The following is an 18920-nucleotide window of genomic DNA, read 5'->3' as shown; positions in this document are numbered from 1 at the left end:
CAATTTTGAAATCTCCAATCCTTCCAGACAAGGATGTTTTCATCCAAAAAGTGGCTGAAACCATCCGGGAACACGAAATGCTCCGCGACAGGGATGCTGTCCTGGTCGGTCTGTCCGGCGGGCCGGACTCCGTGGCCCTGGCAAGGGTGCTTCTGGATCTTCAGCCTGAATTCAGACTCCGGCTCGGCCTGGCCCACCTCAACCACATGCTCAGGGGAGATGAGTCTGTCCGGGATGAAAATTTTACAATTGAGTTTTCAAAAAAATGCAGCCTTCCCCTGTTCACCAAGACCCTGGATATCGGCTCCATGGCGGCAGAATCAAAAATCTCCCTGGAAGAAGCCGGCCGAAAGGCCAGGTACTCTTTTTTCAGACAGACCGCCCAAACCCACGGATTTTCCAGAATCGCCCTGGGCCACAACCGGGATGACAATGCCGAGCAGGTTCTCCTCTCCCTGGTCCGGGGGACGGGCCCGGGGGGATTAAAAGGGATTTTGCCCAAAAGGGATTCTCTCTTTATCCGGCCCCTGATCCGGATGGCCAAATCCGAAATTCTTGATTTCCTGGACAGAAGCAATCAGGATTTTATGGTCGATTCCAGTAACGAGGATCCCTCTTTTTTAAGGAACAGGGTCAGGCATGTTCTGATCCCGTTTCTGGAAGAATCCTTTAACCCGAAGATCAGGGGCTCCCTGGACCGTCTGAGCCGCATCCTCCAGGAGGAAGAGGATTTTTTCCGGGACCTGGTGACAGAAGGGCTCCGAACCTGCCTGAAAGAAGAGAAATCCGGCTCTGTGAGCCTGTCCCTCCCGGAACTCTCCCGGCTTCATCCGGCCCTGGCCAGCCGGGTTCTGAGAGCGGCCATTTCCAGGGTAAAAGAGAATTTAAAAAAAATCTCCATGGCCCATATCCGGGAAATCAGGGACTTCATGGCCCGGGCCGAACCGGGAAAACACCTGGACCTTCCCGGCCGGATCAGGATATATAAAACCCGGGACAGGCTGACGGTCAGAAAAGAGGACATTTCCCTGAGGGACCTGGGCAGACGGGAGAAGCTCCAGACACGTTTATCCAAGGGAAAGAAGGGGCCAAAAGCCTGAAAACTTTTTCTTGTATATTCCCATATCATGTTTATATATTAATTAACTTTGGTTCCATAACAAAACAAGGAAGGAACAGAATTGAATCAATTTTACAAAAATATATCCCTGTGGCTGGTAGTGGTCCTGATGATGGTCATGCTCTACAATATCTTCAACCAGCAGCAGAGCAGTCAGATGGATATCGGATACTCGGAATTTTTGTCCATGGTGGAATCCGGCCGGGTCCAGAATGTGGTGATCCAGGGACAGGACCTTTACCTTACCGACTCCTCCGGAGCCAAATTCAAGAGTTTTGCCCCGGATGACGGGGATCTGATCCATCTCCTGAGAACCAACGGGGTGGCCATCAAGGCCAAACCCCCGGCGGAATCCTCCTGGCTCATGTCCATTGTGGTTTCCTGGCTGCCCATGATCGTCCTCATCGGGGTCTGGATTTTTTTCATGCGCCAGATGCAGGGCGGAGCCGGCGGCGGCAAGGCCCTTTCCTTTGGGAAGAGCCGGGCCAGGCTCATTGATGACAAGGGTGAAAAAGTCACCTTTGCCAATGTGGAAGGCATAGACGAGGCCAAGGAAGAACTGACCGAGGTGGTGGAATTCCTGAAGACTCCGGGCAAGTATACCCGCCTGGGGGGCCGCATTCCCAAGGGAGTCCTTCTGGTGGGGAACCCGGGGACCGGGAAGACCCTTTTGTCCCGGGCCGTGGCCGGGGAAGCCGGTGTGCCTTTCTTTACCATATCCGGCTCCGATTTTGTGGAGATGTTTGTGGGCGTGGGCGCTTCCAGGGTCAGGGACCTCTTTGCCCAGGGCAAGAAAAACGCCCCCTGTATCATATTCATCGACGAGATTGATGCTGTGGGCCGCCAGAGAGGCGCAGGCCTGGGCGGAGGACACGACGAACGGGAACAGACCCTGAACCAGCTCCTGGTGGAGATGGACGGATTTGAATCCAACGAAGGGGTGATTCTCATGGCGGCCACCAACCGGGCAGATGTCCTGGACCCGGCCCTGCTCAGGCCCGGCCGGTTTGACCGGCAGGTGGTGGTGGATATGCCAGACATAAAAGGCCGGGAAGGCATCTTACGGGTTCACATGAAAAAGACCCCCCTGGACAGGGACGTGGACCCGATGATTCTGGCCAGGGGAACCCCTGGATTTTCCGGTGCAGACCTGGAAAACCTGGTCAACGAGGCAGCCCTGCTGGCAGCCAAGCGGGACCATGAAAAATTGACCATGAAGGACTTTGAAGACGCCAAGGACAAGGTCTATATGGGTCTTGAACGGAAATCCAAGGTCATCAAGGAAGAAGAAAAAAAGACCACGGCTTACCACGAAGGCGGCCATGCCCTGGTGGCAAGGTTCCTGCCCAATACCGACACCGTGAACAAGATCACCATCATTCCCAGGGGCCGGGCCGCCGGTGTCACCTGGTTTCTCCCCGAAGAAGGAGATTTCAAGTACAAGGACCAGCTGGAAAATGAACTGGCCATTGCCTTTGGAGGCCGGGTGGCCGAAGAGATCATCTTCAAAAGGATCTCCACCGGTGCCTCCAACGACATCAAACAGGCCACCAAACTGGCCAACCGCATGATCCGGAGTTTCGGCATGAGCGAAAACCTGGCCCCCCTCTCCTATGAAGACCATGATGACAATATCTTCATCGGCAGGGAAATGACCCAGGCAAAATCCTATTCCGAAGCCACGGCCCAGAAAATCGACGCAGAAGTGGCCATGATCATTGACCGGGCCTATAAAAGGGCCAAGGAGATCCTGGACAAAAATATGGACATCCTCCATGCCCTCACCGACCTGCTTTTGGAAAAAGAAACGGTTATGGGATCTGAGCTGGATGACCTGATTGCGGAAATGAGGCCGGACTTTGATTTTTACGGCCGGAAAAACGTCAAAGCCGACCCAACCCCCCAGGCTAAAGAAAAAGCTGCCGGGGAAGAGCCGGCTGGAGAAGAGACGGATGAACCGGACCGGGAAGAACCTGCCGAGGAGGATGTACCCCAGGCGGATCCGCAAGATTCCCAAGACGAAGATCCAAAAGATAAAGAATAATCGGCAGAGGCCGGAATCCATCCCGGGATTCCGGCCTTTCCTTTACTGATAAAATTATAGACACTCTCTGAAACCCATGCAGACATTCCATCTTCAGTTTAAGCGTTTCAACCTTGAGCTCGGCTCCCAGACCTGCATCATGGGCATTTTGAATGTCACCCCGGATTCCTTTTCCGACGGGGGGAAATTCGCCACCCTGGAAAATGCCGTTGCCCAGGGCATACGGCTGACCAAAGACGGGGCCCATATCCTGGACATCGGGGGAGAATCCACCCGTCCCTTTTCCGCTCCCGTATCCGAACAGGAGGAAATGGACCGGGTGATCCCCGTGATTGAAGCCCTTTCCCCCAAAATTGACATTCCCATATCCATTGATACGATTAAGTCGACTGTGGCCCGGGCCGCATTGGATGCAGGGGCAGCCATCATCAACGACATCTCCGCCTTTGAGAAAGATCCGGCCATGGCCGACCTGGCTGCCGAAAAAAAGGTTCCCGTGATCCTCATGCACATGAAGGGAACCCCGGAGACCATGCAGGTCAATCCGGATTACGGTGATCTCATGGAGGAAATCACCGGATATCTTCTCCATCGTGCTGAGTTTGCCATTGAAAAAGGGGTGGACAGGAACACGATTATCCTGGATCCGGGCATCGGCTTCGGCAAAACCGTGACCCACAACCTGGTCATCATCAACCAGCTCAAGAAAGTGGCTGCCCTGGGTTTTCCAATACTCATGGGGACCTCCAGAAAATCCTTTATCCAGAAGGTCCTGGGACGGGATAAGGCCATCGGTCCGGACCATGAAAACACCGAAATCGGGACCCTTGCAACACTGGCTGCCTCAATTGCCAACGGAGCTCACATCCTGAGGGTCCATGATGTATCCCGGGCACTGCCCTTTACCCGAATCATCGATGCTGTCAGGAATGCCTGATCAGGGAATTACCAGGATCCTTGTCCTGTTCCTGTCTGCGTTCCTGCTTTCCGGATGCACCCCGGAACCGGCGGAAACAGACCTTCTCCTGCCCGTGGTCTTTTCCAATGTTCCGTCGGACATGGTCCTGACCTCTTTTAACACCGATAAGATCGAAATCCGGGTCCAGGCCGAGCCCAGTCTCATCCAGATGATCAATGGGAAGAATATCCACTATCCGGCCGACCTTTACACGGACCTTGAATTTGATCCGGCAGGGGCATCGGAATCCATCTGGCCGGGCAACTATCTGCTTCCCGTGGATAAAAACAGGATCCCCGTTGACCCGGCCATCCGGATTCTGGATATCAATCCCCCGTATCTGAGCGTGCACCTGGAGAGAAAAGTAACCCGGACCTTTAAGATTACCGTGCCCTATACAGGCAAGCCGGCCCAGGGACACATCTTTCTGGAGGCGGCCTGCGATCCGGCCAATGTGACCTTGACCGGGGCCCTCTCCCTGATAGATTCCATTGATGTACTCAAGACAAAACCCATTGACATTAACAATGCCAGTGAAACCTTTAAAAAAAAGATTCCTCTGGATCTTGAGGATCACAAGCTCTACTCCGCCTCTGACAGCATCATTGTCGTGACTGTTCCCATCCAGGAAAAAAGGGTGGCCAAGGAATTCAAGGATATTCCCATCCAGATATGGAACACCGATTCTACGGTGAGTATCGAACCCGGATCCATCAGTGTCGTCATCAAGGGACCCTTTGATTCCATGGGCAATAAAGAGGTCACGGACCGGCTCTTTGCCTTTATCGACCTCAAAGATTTAAAGCCCGGGGTCTATGCCAGACACGTCAATGTAAATGTTCCGGTGGGTATGATCATGACCGGGGCAGACCCCAAAGTGTTTACCGTTAAAATTCAATAAGGAGACCATCATGCTGCTGGTGATTGATGTAGGCAATACCAATACGGTGATCGGCGTCTATGAGGAGGATACCCTCAAGGAAAGCTGGAGGATCCGGACGGGCCGGGACAACACGGCGGACGAATTCAATGTCCTTGCCAATGCCCTGTTTTCAGATAAAAACATCAACCCGGAAAAGATTCAAAAGGTCGTCATATCCTCTGTGGTTCCCTCTTCGGTCAGGATATTGAACGGGTTCTGCGAAAGATACCTGAACCAAAGCCCCCTGTGGATCAGTCCCGGTTCGGTGAAAAAACTCATGCCCATTCTCTACAGCAACCCCAACGAAGTCGGAGCGGACCGGATCGTCAACGCCGTGGCTGCCTTTGATAAGTACAGATCCGCCATGATCATCATCGATTTTGGAACGGCCACCACCTTTGACGTGATTTCCTCCAAAGGGGAATACCTGGGCGGCGCCATTGTGCCGGGCATCATGATCTCTGCAGAGGCCCTTTTCCAGAAAGCCTCCCGCCTTCCCCGGGTGGAGATCTTCAAGGCCCCGGAAAAAGTCATCGGCAAGGACACCATTGAAAGCATGCAGTCCGGTATCATCCACGGCAATGCCGCCATGGTGGACGGGATGGTGGCCCGGATGGCCCGGGAGATGGATGATTGTCCCAAGGTCATTGCCACGGGAGGACTGGCTCCCCTCATTGCCGGGATATCTCTCTCCATTGAGGTGGTTGACCAGGCCCTGACCCTGGACGGACTCCGCATCATCTCCAGGGAAGTATAACCATGAAAAATCTCTTGCGGGCCCTTTTCTTTGCTTTTTTCCCTGTCTTTCTCCTGGTTAGCCCGGCATCTGCCCTGTCCCCGGAAGAGGTCCTGGTCATCGCCAATATGAACGCAGCCTCCAGCAAAGGCCTGGCCCTCTTTTACATGGAAAGGAGAAAAATCCCCAAAGAAAACCTGCTGCTGCTCAGGCTCACGGACCAGGAGACCTGCACCCGGGAGGAGTACGATGAAAAGGTTCTCCCCCCGGTTCGCCGATTTCTCAAAGAACATCCCGACATACGGGCCATAGTCACCCTGTACGGGGTCCCCCTGAGAGTCCTGGGGCCGGAACGCTCCGACCAGGAAAAGCAGAGGATTGAGACGCTCAAGAAAGTGAAAGAGTCCCTTAAAGCCAAGCTGAAACAGACCCGGAATCTCAGTGCCGATGCCCAGGCGGAACTTAAAAGGAAAATCAAACGGGCAGACAAGGCCTATACCTACTCCATAAGAAACCTGGACCGGACCGCATCCTTTGATTCGGAACTCAGCCTGGTGAAAAAAAAAGAGTATAATCTTGATAGGTGGCAGCCCAACCCCTTTTACCTGGGCTTCAAGAACCAGACCCTGAAAATCGGGAAATCAGATGTCATGATGACCAGCCGTCTGGACGGGGCTTCGCCAAAGGTGGTGAAAAGAATCATCAATGACAGCCTTGAGGCGGAAAAAGAGGGGCTTGAAGGCACAGCTTATTTTGACGCCCGCTGGAAATATCCCGGAGACAACAAAAAAGTTTCCGGATACGCCTTTTACGACAAATCCATCCATGAAGCAGCCCGGTATCATGAAAAAAAGCAGATCCTGCCCGTGAAACTCAATGACAGCCAGGACCTGTTCCAGCCCGGGGACTGCCCCAACGCCGCCCTTTACTGCGGCTGGTACAAACTGGCCAATTATGTGGATGCCTTTACCTGGGCCAAGGGATCCGTGGGATTTCACATTGCCTCCAGCGAATGCGTCACCCTGAGAAACAAGAACAGCAAGGTCTGGTGCAAGAAGATGCTGGACAAGGGGATTGCCGCCACGGTCGGACCTGTCGGAGAACCCTATGTCCAGTCCTTTCCCGTTCCTGAACTCTTTTTTAAACTGCTCACGGAAGGGTACCTGACCCTGACGGAATCCTATTTTGTGAGTCTCCCCTATCTATCCTGGAAAATGGTTCTGGTGGGGGATCCGCTTTACCGGCTGAATCTTAAAAAAAATCACGGGGGAGGGAATGCCCCGGACTCCAATTCCGGTTAAGAAAGGAGGAGGCTGATGCGCCTTGACCATACCCGTCATCTGAACCTGCTGTTCCCCCAATGGCAGGGATCCGGACCGTCCAATCTCCTTTACCACGGGGCAAATGCCCTGGGCGTGCGCCTGGAGGATCTTGATTTTAAAACCATCCCCGTGCCGGAATCGGAATCATTGGAAAAAAAACACCAGATCCTCGGGTACGCCTCCATCCTCTCCCAGCTCAACCATGCAGCCGCCCTGATAGAAAGCCATTCCCCAAAATCCATCCTGGTTGTGGGAGGGGACTGTTCAGTGGAACTGGCACCCATATCTTTTCTGAACCGCGTTCTGGACAACTCCATGGGCCTGGTCTGGCTGGATGCCCATCCGGATCTCAACACCCCTGAATCCTCGCCGTCAGCCCATTTCCACGGCATGCCCCTCCGGGCGCTTCTGGGGGAGACCCATGAAAGCATTCTGGCCCGCTGCTTTTCGATCCTTTCCCCTGACCAGGTCATCCTGGCCGGGATCCGGGACATGGACTTATCGGAACAGGAGTATATTCAAAAAAAGAACATCACCTCCATCAGCGTACAGCAAATGGAAAACGACCCGGGTATCTTGTCAGAGACTGTTTTAAAGAAAAGCTTTTCCCGCATCTATATCCATATCGACTTGGATGTGCTTGATCCTGCCATCTATCCCTTTGTCAAACACCCCACACCGATGGGCATGAGGCCCGATACTCTGGCTGAAACCATCCGGCTGATGAACGATATTGCAAGGGTAGACGGACTGGGCCTGGTTGAATTCACGGCAGTTCCCCCTGAAGAAATACAAAAGAAAAGCCTTTCCTGGCATGAGCCTCTGACCAGGATCATTAACCTATTCAGACCCTGTGAGGAAAACTGAAGAGGTTGAAAACCATTGGATGAATCGGCAGCTGGGAAAGCACTGCCCATTATTCTGCAGAAATTAACCGGGCAGGCAGGCCCGGAGGAATCCATTTCCAATGAACTCTGCCTGGGACGGATAAAAGAGATCCAGAAAGGGTTACCGGAGAATTGCCGATAGGCTGGCTTTAAAAGGCGCCCAGGGCATCATTCTGGGATGCACTGAAATCGGAATGCTTCTGAACCATCAGATACAAACATCCCCCTGTACGACGCCACCCTGATCCATGCCCGGGCAGCCGTGAGATGGGCCTGCTCTGAACAATCCTTTAGATGCAGAGGAGCTTCTCATCCTGTTTAAGAATTTTTGTCAGGGGACTTCCCCAATAGATGACCTCGATTCCCAGATCCTCCAGATCCCGGGTAACTCCCAGCTGATCGGCGCAGGCCTTGCATGCGCTTACATGCACACCGGCCTCTTTGGCCTCCCGGATCTTTTCCCGGATGGTTTCATCTTCGACGATCAGCTTTGCCGTGGCTCCCCAGACGATAAGGGTGACCTTTTCCCACCAGCCATGAACCAGGGAGTTGATGGTGTACATGAACACCATTTTTTCCGCTGTGACAGGGTTGTCGCTGGTCCACAGCAGGTATAGATGATTTTTTTCCATGATCTTCTCCTTTTCACGGGTTCAATTGATTTTCAGAGGCAGTCTGTTTTACCGAAATTTTCCGAAAACAAGACCCGGTCCAGGGGACTGCCGGCCCCGGAAGAGAGGACAAAGGCTGACAGGTCCAATCCGTCCGCATCCTGATCCCCGTCACTGTCTCCGAAACAGGGAGGTGTCATGAATCCGGACCTCATGAGCGCCCCGTCCCCCAGGAGCACCATGCCATACCACCAGCGGGGAGCATCCGACCGGACCATGACAGAATTGAACCACAGCCGGAAGGCCTCGCCAAAGGGGGTCTGGTCGGACAATTCCTCGTAAAACCGGCTTTTATTTCATATGCCCCCCGGTCCATCCATGGGAGCGGAGAGACATGAATTCATAGGATGCGGTCAATTGATTGGTTTTAAAATCAAATGCCGTGGTATCTTCCGGCTCGAAAACAGCCGTCACTTCAGAATCCCCATATACCCATCCGATCCTGTCGGCGTCGGAGGCAGCCATATAATCCCAGTCATCGTCATTATAAACCAGGGCCTCCTGCCCGGTCATTGCCTCCGGGCGAAAGATACCTTTCAAATATTCTGGAAATATCCTGTACGGTAAAGGGTTTCTGAATACTGGCCGTGAACCCGAATGCCCCGGGATCGGCCATGACCTCATCTTCGGAATAACCGCTGGCCACGAATACAGGCAGGTCTTTATCTGTTCTACGGATCTCTTGAATGGTTTCCCTGCCCCCCATGCCTCCGGGAACGGTGAGATCCAGGATCACGGCCCTGAAGGCTTGGCTGCCGCCGGCATTCCTTTCCCAGACATCCAGGGCCTTGACCCCGTCCCCGGTACTTTCAACGGAAAAACCCATGGTTTCAATCATATCCGTAAGCATCTCCAGGATCATCTCTTCATCATCCATGATCAGAATTTTCCCGTGGCCCTGGTAAAGATTTTCTATTTCATCCCTATTCTCAACCCCCTGTCTTACTGAAGCGGGAATGAACAGAGTAAAGGTGGTCCCTTCTCCGAGCCGGGACTTTACATCGATACTCCCGCCGTGGCGTTTGACAATGGAATATGAGGTGGCCAGTCCTAAGCCGCTCCCCTTCTGTTTGGTGGTAAAAAAAGGTTCAAAAATTCTGGAAAGATAATTTCTGGGAATTCCGATTCCCGAGTCAGAGACGGAGATCTTGATATATCTGCCCGGCCCAAGTCCGGGGTGCTCCCGTTCCCGGAGCACGGTATTTTCCGCTTTCATCTCGATCTTTCCTCCCGAGGGCATGGCATGGTGGGCGTTGATAATGATATTCTCAATCACCTGTCCCATCTGGCTTTTATCGTAATCGCACATCCACAGGTCCTCTGCCAGATCAAAACTGCAGGATATGTCTGCACCGCTTAAGGCAAATAATGCGGTTTCCTCCAGAAACGGGATAAGGGACTCAACCTTTTTGACGGGAGCGCCGCCCTTTGAAAAGGTAAGGAGCTGGTAGGTCAGCCCTTTGGCCCGTTCAGAAGATTTATGGGCCTTTTCAAGGTATTCTTTTATCCCGGGATCATCGGTTTTCAGACGGGCCAGATCCATATACCCGTAAATACCGGAGAGCAGGTTATTAAAGTCATGGGCAATACCACCGGCCAGGGTTCCCAGGGATTCCATTTTCTGGGCCTGCTCATACTGAATCTCCAGGGACTTCTTTTCGGTGATATCGGCCATGGAAACCAGAACCCGCTGATCCGGCATAATGGTTCCCCTGAACTCAATGTCCTTTGTCTCTCCGTTCTTACACCTGACTTTGAATTCCCGGATTTCCGTACCCTGTTTTACGGCGTTTTTCCAGGTTCCGAGTACCTTTTCCCTATAATCGGGATCAGGGAAGGCCCTGTCAAACCAGTCCCGGACGCGGGGGATATCCTGAACCGAATATCCGGTCAACCTTGTGAAATATGAATTGACAAACAAGAGGCTGCCCTTGCTGTCCCAGACCGTAATGCCCAGAAGGATATTCTCAAACAGGGTATTCAGAAGATCTCTCTGGTGTTTCATGGCCTCCAGGATTTTGACTTCCCGGCCTTTCAATATCCGCTGATGGATGAAAAGGGCCACCATGATCAGAACAATAAAAAGGGTCAGCATGAAAAGCTGGTTTACGCTGTACAGGAAACGATCCAGCCGTTTTCTTTCATCACTGAGTTTTTTTTCGGCGTTGAGGCGGGACTGACGGTTCAGCTCCCTGGCCTTTTCAGTGGCGGAAGAGATCCGGGACAAAAGGATCCGGGCCGTGGTATCAGACCGGGGACCATACCCTGAAATTCCTTCGGACATCCAGGTCTGCAGATCAGACACGGCAGGCGCCACCACCGCGTGAAATTTCGAGGCATGGATCAAATTGTCAAACACATACGTCTGGCGCAGGCTTGAAATGCTGTCAAAGGCGGTATCAATCTTTTTTTTCAGAATTTCAAAATTTAAGGGGACTGGACTGGCGGCATTCATCCTGGCCGCAAAGACGACTTCCGACAGGTCCCCTAAAACCTGATCAAGGGAGACAAGCTCTTTCATCAGCGTACTGGGAAGATTTTTCTCCACCGACCGAAGGGTGACATTGGTCATGAAAACCGTGATCACAACCGCGCCGATGGCGATCAAAATGGAACCCAGAAGTAAAACCTGGGAAAAAGGCCAGGTTTTCTTCATGGGGACGGACTCTCCTTTTTGGGCATGCCCATTTTTTTATAAAATCTTTCCGCCCCCTTATGAAGGGGAATTGTCAGCCCGGTCAGGGCCGTATCCAGGGTGACATCCCTGGCCTGGGCATGCCCTTTCCTGAAAAGCGTCCCCATGGACTTACTCCACAGGGCCTTGGTAATCTCATATACCAGGTCCGAAGGTGTATCTGCGTGGACGGCCAGGAGGGCATATACCTGGACGGTCGGAGTCTCCGGCACGCCCGGATAGGTATTGGCAGGAATACTGCCCGGAACAAGATGGGGATGAAGGATGTTGATTTTCCCGGCGATATCCCCCGGGATGGGCACAAGGGAGATGCCGACCTGGGTCAGATCCAAAACGGCATCCATGGGAAGCCCGGCCATCATGACAAACCCCTGGAGTTCTCCTGATATCATTTTCCTTTTGGTAAACACGGGTTTCAGGTATACGGGCATGAGGTCCTGTTCAGCCAGGTGGCAGGCCCCGAGGATGATCCGCATCACCGCCAGGGTTCCCGATCCCTGCTCATCCAGGGAAATCCGCTTGCCCTTCAAGTCTTCAATTTTGCTGATTCGGGCATCCCTGCGGACGACAATCTGGAATTTCTCGGGGTAAAGGCTGGCGATGGCCCGAATTTTACCGGATTCAGGATTCCCCGCAAACAGCCCTGAAGATTCGTAGGCCTGGCCGGCCACATCTGCCTGGACCATGCCGGCTTCTGTTTCATGGCAGAGGATGGTGTCGACATTTTCCACTGAGCCTGCCGAATTCTGGGCAACGGCGATGAAGCCGGGGGGGGTGCCGTCCACATTTCCGGAAGAAAGGTTTTTGCCTGAACACTGGCGGGTAAGTCCCTCGGCGATCAGCTTGCCAAGGGGATAATAGACCCCTGTTTTACCGCCGGTCCCGATTCTGAAAATCCGGAGGGGGTCGGCCTCCCCGGACAAGGGACCGGCCAGGCAGAAAAAAAGAACAAGGCTGACGATTGGAGCAAGACCTTTGAATTGTTTCAATCCATTGACTCCTTTCCCAAAGTCCGGGCTGGAGAAAAGGGGGGGGGGCAATCTCCTAGTACATGTCCTGGGCAGGGCCCGGCAGACAAAAACAGGGTTAATCGAGGATGGCAAGGCCCACGATCAAGTGATTTAAATGCTGTCCCTTTTCGGGGTGAGATATATGCTGTATCTTTGTCCGGACAGAAACCGGTTGGGGGCCGTCGCTGCCCTGATAGAACTTCATGTCCAGCTCATCTCCGACTTTCAGAAAACTCAGCACCCTGGAATCCTCTTTGACAAGAATGCCCAGCCCCTTTGAAGAATAGTCCCGGAGTTTAAAATGGTAGGGAATTTCAGCATTGCCGGGCTTGAATTCCACACTCGAATTGTTCCCGTCAATCTCCCTGAGTTCGGCCCTTTTATTATTATCCATCATTACTCCCTAGACATTTGGTTATGGTTTTCATGCCTTCCTGGGAATAATAATAGGACTGGACTGTTTTGTAAACCTTATCGTCATGATAATAGAGAAAATTTCTTCATTTCCCGGAATGTAAGAAAGATATGAAATTTTCCCTTGAGGCCGGGACCCTGTTCATGGGCATTATGGGAGCCATTTCCCTGCTTGATTTTATTTTCTGGATCAGTTTGTCCATTTTCGCAGGTTCAGTCTTGGCCATTCCAGGACAATTTGTTTTGGTAAAGCCGATTTTTTCGCCCTGGTGGTTGATAACCGCCCCGCCTTCAAACCATCCCAGATGCCTTCCGTTGAATCCGTAGACATGATGATCCGACAGATAGGCAACCGCATGGCCGCTCCATAAATAGATCACGGAATTCTCAGAAAAATCGATATATGCCACCGGCCTTCCTTCCTGATCAAAAAGCGTTATTTCTCCGGATGCTGTCGCCATTTATTCCCCCAAATACCTGTTTTTAATGTATCGTCTGCTCAATGGGTTACGAGATGAATAGTTGAAAACTTCCATCACAGATATCAGTTCCAAAGCATCGATCTTCAGCAAGTTCTAATAAATTTCACTTAAAACATCAGGTCAGTTTGAGCCTGCCGCTTTTTCGTCATCAGACGGTAAAGCCCCTTTCACCATCCCTAATTATGGAGATAAAAATAAACTTATCTTGTTATGAAACAATGAGAAACATACTTGAATATCAATAGATTTTACCACTTTACATTATTTTTTCATAAGCCTGAACCATAACAAATTAAAAATCGCCAATCTTATTACCGGAGATAACCCGGGCCGGCAATGCCGGGAACGGCAATCCAAAAGTCCTGAAAGAATACCGATATTTCAAGTAGTTAAAAATATGAACGATTGCGATCCCCCACCCAGTTATTCAGGCATCCGATAAAATAAAGATTTCCGGAATTGATTTTTTTTGCTGTTCTTTATATAAGGTAAACAATATAATTATTTTCACTGAAAAACCTTCTCCATCGGCCTGTCTTAGAACCGGGTCCATAAAAAAGTTATAGCTGACCTGAGCCTCTATATTCGAATCGTTTCGCTCGTTTTAGACCCGAATTTTAGCCTGACCCGTATTGTTCAGAAGGGAAAGGCTGAAGTTAAAAATCAATATCCAGATATGGGGAATCAAAATGACCGCAAATGACAAAAAGAGAACCAAGTGGGGGGAGTGGCTCTTTGAAACCTGGGGCATGACCTATCTAAAAATCAAACTCCCCTTTGCCGAGGCAGACTTCATCCCTATGGATGCAGACCGGGACGCAGCCTGGGAACTCTACATCGAAATGCTGACCCGGATCGCCACCCAGGACCTTGAAAGACATGACGGTGATGAAAGAACAGCCCTGACCAGCATCTATTCCCTTTTTGACACCACCCGGGACATTATCCGGCGCCATGGAAGAAAATGCGGTGAATTCAGTAAGATCGCCATCATCGTCCTGAATCATATTGTCCGGCCCTTTACCTCAAAATGGCACAGGGCATCCCTGGCCGGTGCATTTGAAGATCCGGGACAGCAAAAAATTTTCAGACAGGAGCTTGAACTCATTCAAAGCCGACTCAAAACCTATACCAAGATGCTGGCGGACATGGCCGGAGTGGAAGATTTGACGGATATCGAAGAAGAAAAAGATCTCCGGGAATAGTGATTTCCCGAAAAAAGAGCATAGAAGAGGACAGCATATGGCATATGTAACAGGGTGTGACTGGGATGTCTTTATCAGTTATTGCCAGAAGAACAATATCCCTCCGGTGAATTGCAAATCGGGATGGGTTGATAATTTCCAAAAACAGTTTTCCACTGCTCTGGAACAACAGCGTTCCATCCTTTCCCCTTCCATATTCATTGATTACAAAGGACTTCTCCCCGGTGATGATTTAAGCCATGCTTTAAAAAACGCCATCGACAAAACAGCTGTTTTTCTAGTCATTTTATCCCATAAATACCTGGAATCAGGATGGTGTTCCCAGGAAAGGGATGAATTTTTCCTCAAGGAAAACGAATTCTCAAAAAGAATCATCGCAAGTGCACAGTCAGAACTGGCCAAAGCTTACTCTCCAAAACGTATCTTTGTTGTTGAATATGAAGAGGTTCCCCGGGAAAGCTGGCCAAAGGAATTCAAGTCCGTCCTCGTCACCAGCATGTGGCAGCAGGACAACCAGGGAAGGCCTTTTACCCTGGGATGGCCCGAGCCTTCGGGAAGCCAGAAGGAATATTATACAAACATCCGGGATCTAAGCGAAGGGGTCGCCAAGCAGCTCAGGAAACTCAAACAGATGTCAGAGCTTGAAGGCTGGACTCCGGGAGACAGTGAAACAGACGCCATAAAGAAAAAAATCTCCCAGGATATGGGCGACGAAGACATGGATATTGAAGACTGCATCAGCCTCATCATCGATTCAAAGGGGAAAGAACCCGAGCTGGAGGATCTCATCGAAGAAACCGCCCTTGAAAACGGTGTGGGCTATATTCCCCTGGCAGACGATCACAAAACCGCCCGGAACAACAGGATGGACTTCATGAACAAAATAAGGGTCTGCGGCGGGTTCATGATCATCCATGAAGATGACAATAAAAACAGGATAACGGCAAAGATGATGGCTTATAAGAAAGCCATTGCCTCCCGGAGTGGAAAAAACAGATTATGCACCAAAGGCAGGGCGTTTATCCGGACCCGGGATCCCAATAATCCTGAGGCTTTCCGGCCCACTCCGAGCCTGTCATTCCCCCATGTTAAATACATAAAACATGAAAACATGGAAACCACCAAAGCCAAATTAAATGAATTTTTCCAGGAGTATAAGGAAGAGATCAAAAACCATGAATAAATCTCCCTACCCCGGACTGCGCCCATTTAAATGGGATGAATCAGATCTTTTTTTCGGTCGTGAGGAACAATGTGATCAACTCATCGACAAGCTGGCCGGCAATCGGTTCATTGCCGTTGTGGGACCGTCGGGCTGCGGAAAATCCTCCCTGGTCAGGGCCGGGCTCATTGCCGATTTAAACTCCGGCTACATGGGAACAGACAGAGATTATTGGGAAATCATAAAAATGCGGCCGGGACGCTGGCCCTTGAAGCGACTCTCCAATGCATTCAGAAAGGCTCTGACAAACGGGAAATCCGGCAATGAGGGCTCCTCTGAAATTCATTGCGTTCTTTCCGGGATTATAGGAGAAATTGAGGCAGCAGGCGGTGTTCCCGGGGACACCAATATTTTTCTCCTTGTAGACCAGTTTGAAGAAATCTTCCGCCTTTCCACAGAGGGAAACTTCACTGAAGCCGGGGCTTTTGTCTCCCTTCTCCTGGATCTGGCAGGGCAGGACAAATTCCCTGTCTACGTTGTGATTACCATGCGCACGGATTATATCGGCGACTGCACTTTATTCCGCGGATTGCCCGAAGCCATAAACCAGGGATTGTTTCTCACCCCCCGGCTTAACCGGGAGCAATTGCATGACGCCATTGTCGGACCGGCAAGGGTGTTTGGCGGAGATGTGGACTATCTTCTGGTGGACCGTCTCCTGAAAACCGTTGGACCTGATCCGGATCAGCTGCCTCTGATGCAGCATGTTCTCATGAGAACCTATGATCATGTGATGGAACAAAAGGAAAAAAAGCGGCCTGGCTCGGATGAAACCTTCGATTTCAAGCTCACTCTGGAGGCATATGAAACAATGGGAGGGATCGAGCATGCCCTGTCAAATCATGCAGACGAGGCATATGAGGAGGCCTTGAAGCTGGACGTTAACAATCCTGACCATATCACAGAAACCCTGTTCCGATGTCTGAGCTTGAGGGACAAGGGCCAGCGGGACATACGAAATCCCGCCAAAGTATCCTATGTGGCAAGGGTCTCAGGTGTCGATGACAGCGAGGTGGAAAAGATAGTTAATATCTTTCTTGAAAATAATTTTATCGTCCTTTTCTCAGCCGAAGCGGAACAGGACCCCGGGCCGGATATGCAGCAAAATCCCGAGCCGGCTCTTGGGGGCAAATCCATAAACAACTCAAGCCCGGTCCTTGATATCAGCCATGAAAGCCTGATCCGCCAATGGGAAAAAATGTGCGGGACAAAAACAGAAGGAAAGGAAAAAGAGGGTTGGGTGGACCTGGAGGCAAAAAAAGCGGAAACCTACCGCAGGCTGGCCGAGGATGCCAAATGCTGGGCTATGCAGCCCCCGGAAAAAAAAGGCGATTACCTTGCAGAGAAAAGATCCCTGGACCATGCCGTGGCCTGGAGGAATGAAGAAAATCCCAATGAACACTGGTCAAAAAAATATGACCGGCCCCTGGCCAATGCCCAGAGTAGAGAACTGGCCCATATGTACGACAAAGTTCTGGCCAACCGCCAGGACGAAAACTTATTTGAGAATTATAAAAAAGAACGGGATAAATGGTGTGAAACCCGCTTCAACCTGGCAATGAAATTCCTCGACCAAAGCATCACCAAAAAGGAAAATTCAGAAAATATCCGTGGTATTATAAAAGTTGTAATGGTTCTTCTGATAATTGCCGCTGTTTTTGTTATTCTTATTGTTGCCAAATCCACCCTGCCCAAAATGATAAACACCCAGTCCCAGAACCTGGAAAAGGAAGCCAGGGAGCTTGCAACCCATCAAAAACTTCCAGATGCTGTTGAAAAATATTACGAGGCCATTCTGCACACCCCTGATATCTCCAGGCTGCACAACGGATTGGCCGGCCTCTACATCGTTTTGGGCCGAGACTATGAAAAAAAAGGAATTCCAGAATCCGGCAAATGCGTTGCCCTTGCCCTGGAAAAAATACAAATCGCCCAGACCAAACAATTTTGGATTTTACAATTTTACAACCGGCTGGCTTCGATTCTGGACAGTTCCTATAAAAATCCTTTGGAAGAAACATTGGATCCGTCCCAAACCTGTATTGATCTGGCAAAGAAAAAATTTAAACGAGCTGTTGAGCTTGATCAAAAAAAAGGACAAAAAAACATTGAAGCCTTAAACGGGCTTGGAACAATTTACCTGGAATCAAAACAAATAGATAAAGCAAAAACCAGTTTTGATGAAGTTATTAAAACCGATCCTGAAAATATAACCGCGCTCAACGGATTGGCTGCACTGAGCAGTTTTGAGCTGAACTCGGCCAACCCAAAGGAAAGATCTTTAAAAGCGGAAGCGGCCATACAAAACTATTTTAATGCCTATAAAAACCTGGAACAGCATTCGATGATCCAGAATTTTATTACGACCTGCATGGGGATAGGCGATATATACACATCCACTGGAAAATATGAAGCCGCACTTAAATATTACCGGAAATCCCACCTGCTCAACCCGAAAGATCCTTCCATATTGAATAAAATGGGTCATGCATATGCAAAACTGGGTGAATATGACAATGCCTTGGAACAATACAACAAAGCCATGAACCTGTTTCCGGAAAACGGTCAAAAGAATACGGATAGGACAAACACCTATAGTGGACTGGGGGCAGTCTATACAAAAATGGGAAAGTTCGACCATGCCATTGTTGCCTATACCAAATCAAAAGATATCGATCCGGAAAATCCTTTTGCCTATACCGGACTGGGCATTGCCTGGCTTGGCCGGAATGCGTTTAACAGGGCAGACCAAAATTTTATAACTGCCCTGGGGAAAATCCCTGAGAACCAGGAAAGTTCCATGCTGTCCGCCCTGATTTCCATTGGGCGGGGATATGCTCTCCAAGGTTTAAATGACCCTGTGGAGGCAAAAAAGCGGTTTCAAGAAGCCTGCCGGACGAATCCTGGTGCCTTAAAAATATTTAATACCAACAATATAAAAATCTTCAGGGAAATCCCGGGACACCCCCTGAGAATTGTTGAAAATTGCCCGTAACCAGAAGTCAAACAAGGCAAAATTGCATATTAAAAAGGTGAAACCATGAAAGACAAAGGTGAAACCCCAAAAATAAAAAATAAAATTCTCAAGGAGATTCTCAGAGAGATCCAAGAGGAAAAGAAAAAACCATGCGCCTTTCCCTTCTGGAACAACTGGATGAACTGGATGAACTGGCGGAACTGGGTCAATTGGAACAACTGGGGCAACTGGGTCAATTGGTAGGCCCCTGCCTTT

Annotated in this window: 19 protein-coding genes; 12 read left to right on the top strand and 7 right to left on the bottom strand. The window is 50.5% G+C overall.

Annotated features, from left to right (window positions below; all coding sequences use genetic code 11):
* Positions 1-5 precede the first annotated feature (5 nt).
* From tilS to F608_RS0115680, 7 genes are all read left to right on the top strand, one after another.
* Entirely contained in the window at positions 6-1100 is a 1095-nt protein-coding gene (gene tilS, locus F608_RS0115710) for a tRNA lysidine(34) synthetase TilS (protein WP_022666608.1), read from the top strand.
* Between the two features lie 81 nt (positions 1101-1181).
* Positions 1182-3164 carry an ATP-dependent zinc metalloprotease FtsH gene (gene ftsH / locus F608_RS0115705; RefSeq protein WP_022666607.1) on the top strand — a complete coding sequence of 661 codons (1983 nt, stop codon included), beginning with the start codon at positions 1182-1184 and terminating at the stop codon, positions 3162-3164.
* A 76-nt stretch (positions 3165-3240) separates the two neighbouring features.
* Positions 3241-4101, top strand: a complete 861-nt coding sequence (folP, locus tag F608_RS0115700) for a dihydropteroate synthase (RefSeq protein ID WP_022666606.1) — start codon at positions 3241-3243, stop codon at positions 4099-4101.
* Positions 4094-5023, top strand: coding sequence for a CdaR family protein (locus tag F608_RS0115695; RefSeq protein WP_244154296.1), 930 nt, complete (start codon positions 4094-4096; stop codon positions 5021-5023). The genes folP and F608_RS0115695 overlap by 8 nt, the downstream gene beginning before the upstream one ends.
* A gap of 10 nt (positions 5024-5033) precedes the next feature.
* Positions 5034-5801: a type III pantothenate kinase gene (locus F608_RS0115690; RefSeq protein WP_022666604.1), complete on the top strand. Its 768-nt coding sequence runs from the start codon at positions 5034-5036 to the stop codon at positions 5799-5801.
* A gap of 2 nt (positions 5802-5803) precedes the next feature.
* The gene (locus tag F608_RS32215; protein ID WP_022666603.1) at positions 5804-7081 is read left to right on the top strand and encodes a TIGR03790 family protein; all 1278 of its coding nucleotides are present in this window, start codon (positions 5804-5806) and stop codon (positions 7079-7081) included.
* A gap of 15 nt (positions 7082-7096) precedes the next feature.
* A complete protein-coding gene (locus F608_RS0115680) occupies positions 7097-7969 on the top strand; it encodes an arginase family protein (RefSeq protein ID WP_022666602.1) in 873 nt (290 codons plus the stop codon).
* Between the two features lie 310 nt (positions 7970-8279).
* On the opposite strand, the gene F608_RS0115670 is transcribed toward F608_RS0115680, so the two are convergent.
* A complete protein-coding gene (locus tag F608_RS0115670) occupies positions 8280-8621 on the bottom strand; it encodes a DsrE family protein (protein WP_022666600.1) in 342 nt (113 codons plus the stop codon).
* 32 nt (positions 8622-8653) lie between these two features.
* Positions 8654-8800, bottom strand: coding sequence for a hypothetical protein (locus F608_RS36215; protein WP_153307519.1), 147 nt, complete (start codon positions 8798-8800; stop codon positions 8654-8656).
* Between F608_RS36215 and F608_RS36210 the strand changes: the two genes are divergently transcribed.
* Positions 8799-8942, top strand: coding sequence for a hypothetical protein (locus F608_RS36210; RefSeq protein ID WP_153307518.1), 144 nt, complete (start codon positions 8799-8801; stop codon positions 8940-8942). The two genes, F608_RS36215 and F608_RS36210, sit on opposite strands and share 2 nt — an antisense overlap.
* A gap of 9 nt (positions 8943-8951) precedes the next feature.
* Here the strand turns inward: F608_RS36210 and F608_RS0115660 are convergent, their stop codons facing one another.
* The 5 genes from F608_RS0115660 to F608_RS0115640 all read right to left on the bottom strand — a co-directional run bounded on the left by F608_RS0115660 (position 8952) and on the right by F608_RS0115640 (position 13240).
* On the bottom strand, positions 8952-9173 hold the full coding sequence (locus tag F608_RS0115660; protein WP_022666598.1) for a hypothetical protein: 222 nt from the start codon (positions 9171-9173) through the stop codon (positions 8952-8954).
* Entirely contained in the window at positions 9145-11316 is a 2172-nt protein-coding gene (locus tag F608_RS32210; RefSeq protein WP_022666597.1) for a hybrid sensor histidine kinase/response regulator, read from the bottom strand. The genes F608_RS0115660 and F608_RS32210 overlap by 29 nt, the downstream gene beginning before the upstream one ends.
* Positions 11313-12344 carry a TAXI family TRAP transporter solute-binding subunit gene (locus F608_RS0115650; RefSeq protein ID WP_022666596.1) on the bottom strand — a complete coding sequence of 344 codons (1032 nt, stop codon included), beginning with the start codon at positions 12342-12344 and terminating at the stop codon, positions 11313-11315. Before F608_RS0115650 ends, F608_RS32210 begins: the two co-directional genes overlap by 4 nt.
* Positions 12345-12441: 97 nt before the next feature.
* A complete protein-coding gene (locus tag F608_RS0115645) occupies positions 12442-12759 on the bottom strand; it encodes a PilZ domain-containing protein (protein WP_161626866.1) in 318 nt (105 codons plus the stop codon).
* 106 nt (positions 12760-12865) lie between these two features.
* Positions 12866-13240: a 4-fold beta flower protein gene (locus F608_RS0115640; RefSeq protein WP_022666594.1), complete on the bottom strand. Its 375-nt coding sequence runs from the start codon at positions 13238-13240 to the stop codon at positions 12866-12868.
* Between the two features lie 710 nt (positions 13241-13950).
* Here F608_RS0115640 and F608_RS0115635 point away from each other — a divergent pair.
* The 4 genes from F608_RS0115635 to F608_RS0115620 are packed head-to-tail and all read left to right on the top strand — an operon-like array spanning position 13951 to position 18908.
* Positions 13951-14466: a hypothetical protein gene (locus tag F608_RS0115635; RefSeq protein ID WP_033398719.1), complete on the top strand. Its 516-nt coding sequence runs from the start codon at positions 13951-13953 to the stop codon at positions 14464-14466.
* A 37-nt stretch (positions 14467-14503) separates the two neighbouring features.
* Entirely contained in the window at positions 14504-15649 is a 1146-nt protein-coding gene (locus F608_RS0115630; protein ID WP_022666591.1) for a toll/interleukin-1 receptor domain-containing protein, read from the top strand.
* Entirely contained in the window at positions 15642-18683 is a 3042-nt protein-coding gene (locus tag F608_RS34940; protein WP_022666590.1) for a tetratricopeptide repeat protein, read from the top strand. The genes F608_RS0115630 and F608_RS34940 overlap by 8 nt, the downstream gene beginning before the upstream one ends.
* Before the next feature lie 45 nt (positions 18684-18728).
* A complete protein-coding gene (locus F608_RS0115620; protein ID WP_022666589.1) occupies positions 18729-18908 on the top strand; it encodes a hypothetical protein in 180 nt (59 codons plus the stop codon).
* The last annotated feature ends 12 nt before the right edge of the window (positions 18909-18920 follow it).

The sequence above is a fragment of the Desulfospira joergensenii DSM 10085 genome (assembly GCF_000420085.1).
GTDB classification, from domain to species: Bacteria; Desulfobacterota; Desulfobacteria; order Desulfobacterales; family Desulfobacteraceae; genus Desulfospira; species Desulfospira joergensenii.
Note: the sequence above shows the minus strand (reverse complement) of the source record. Positions and strands in the feature narration are given on the sequence as shown.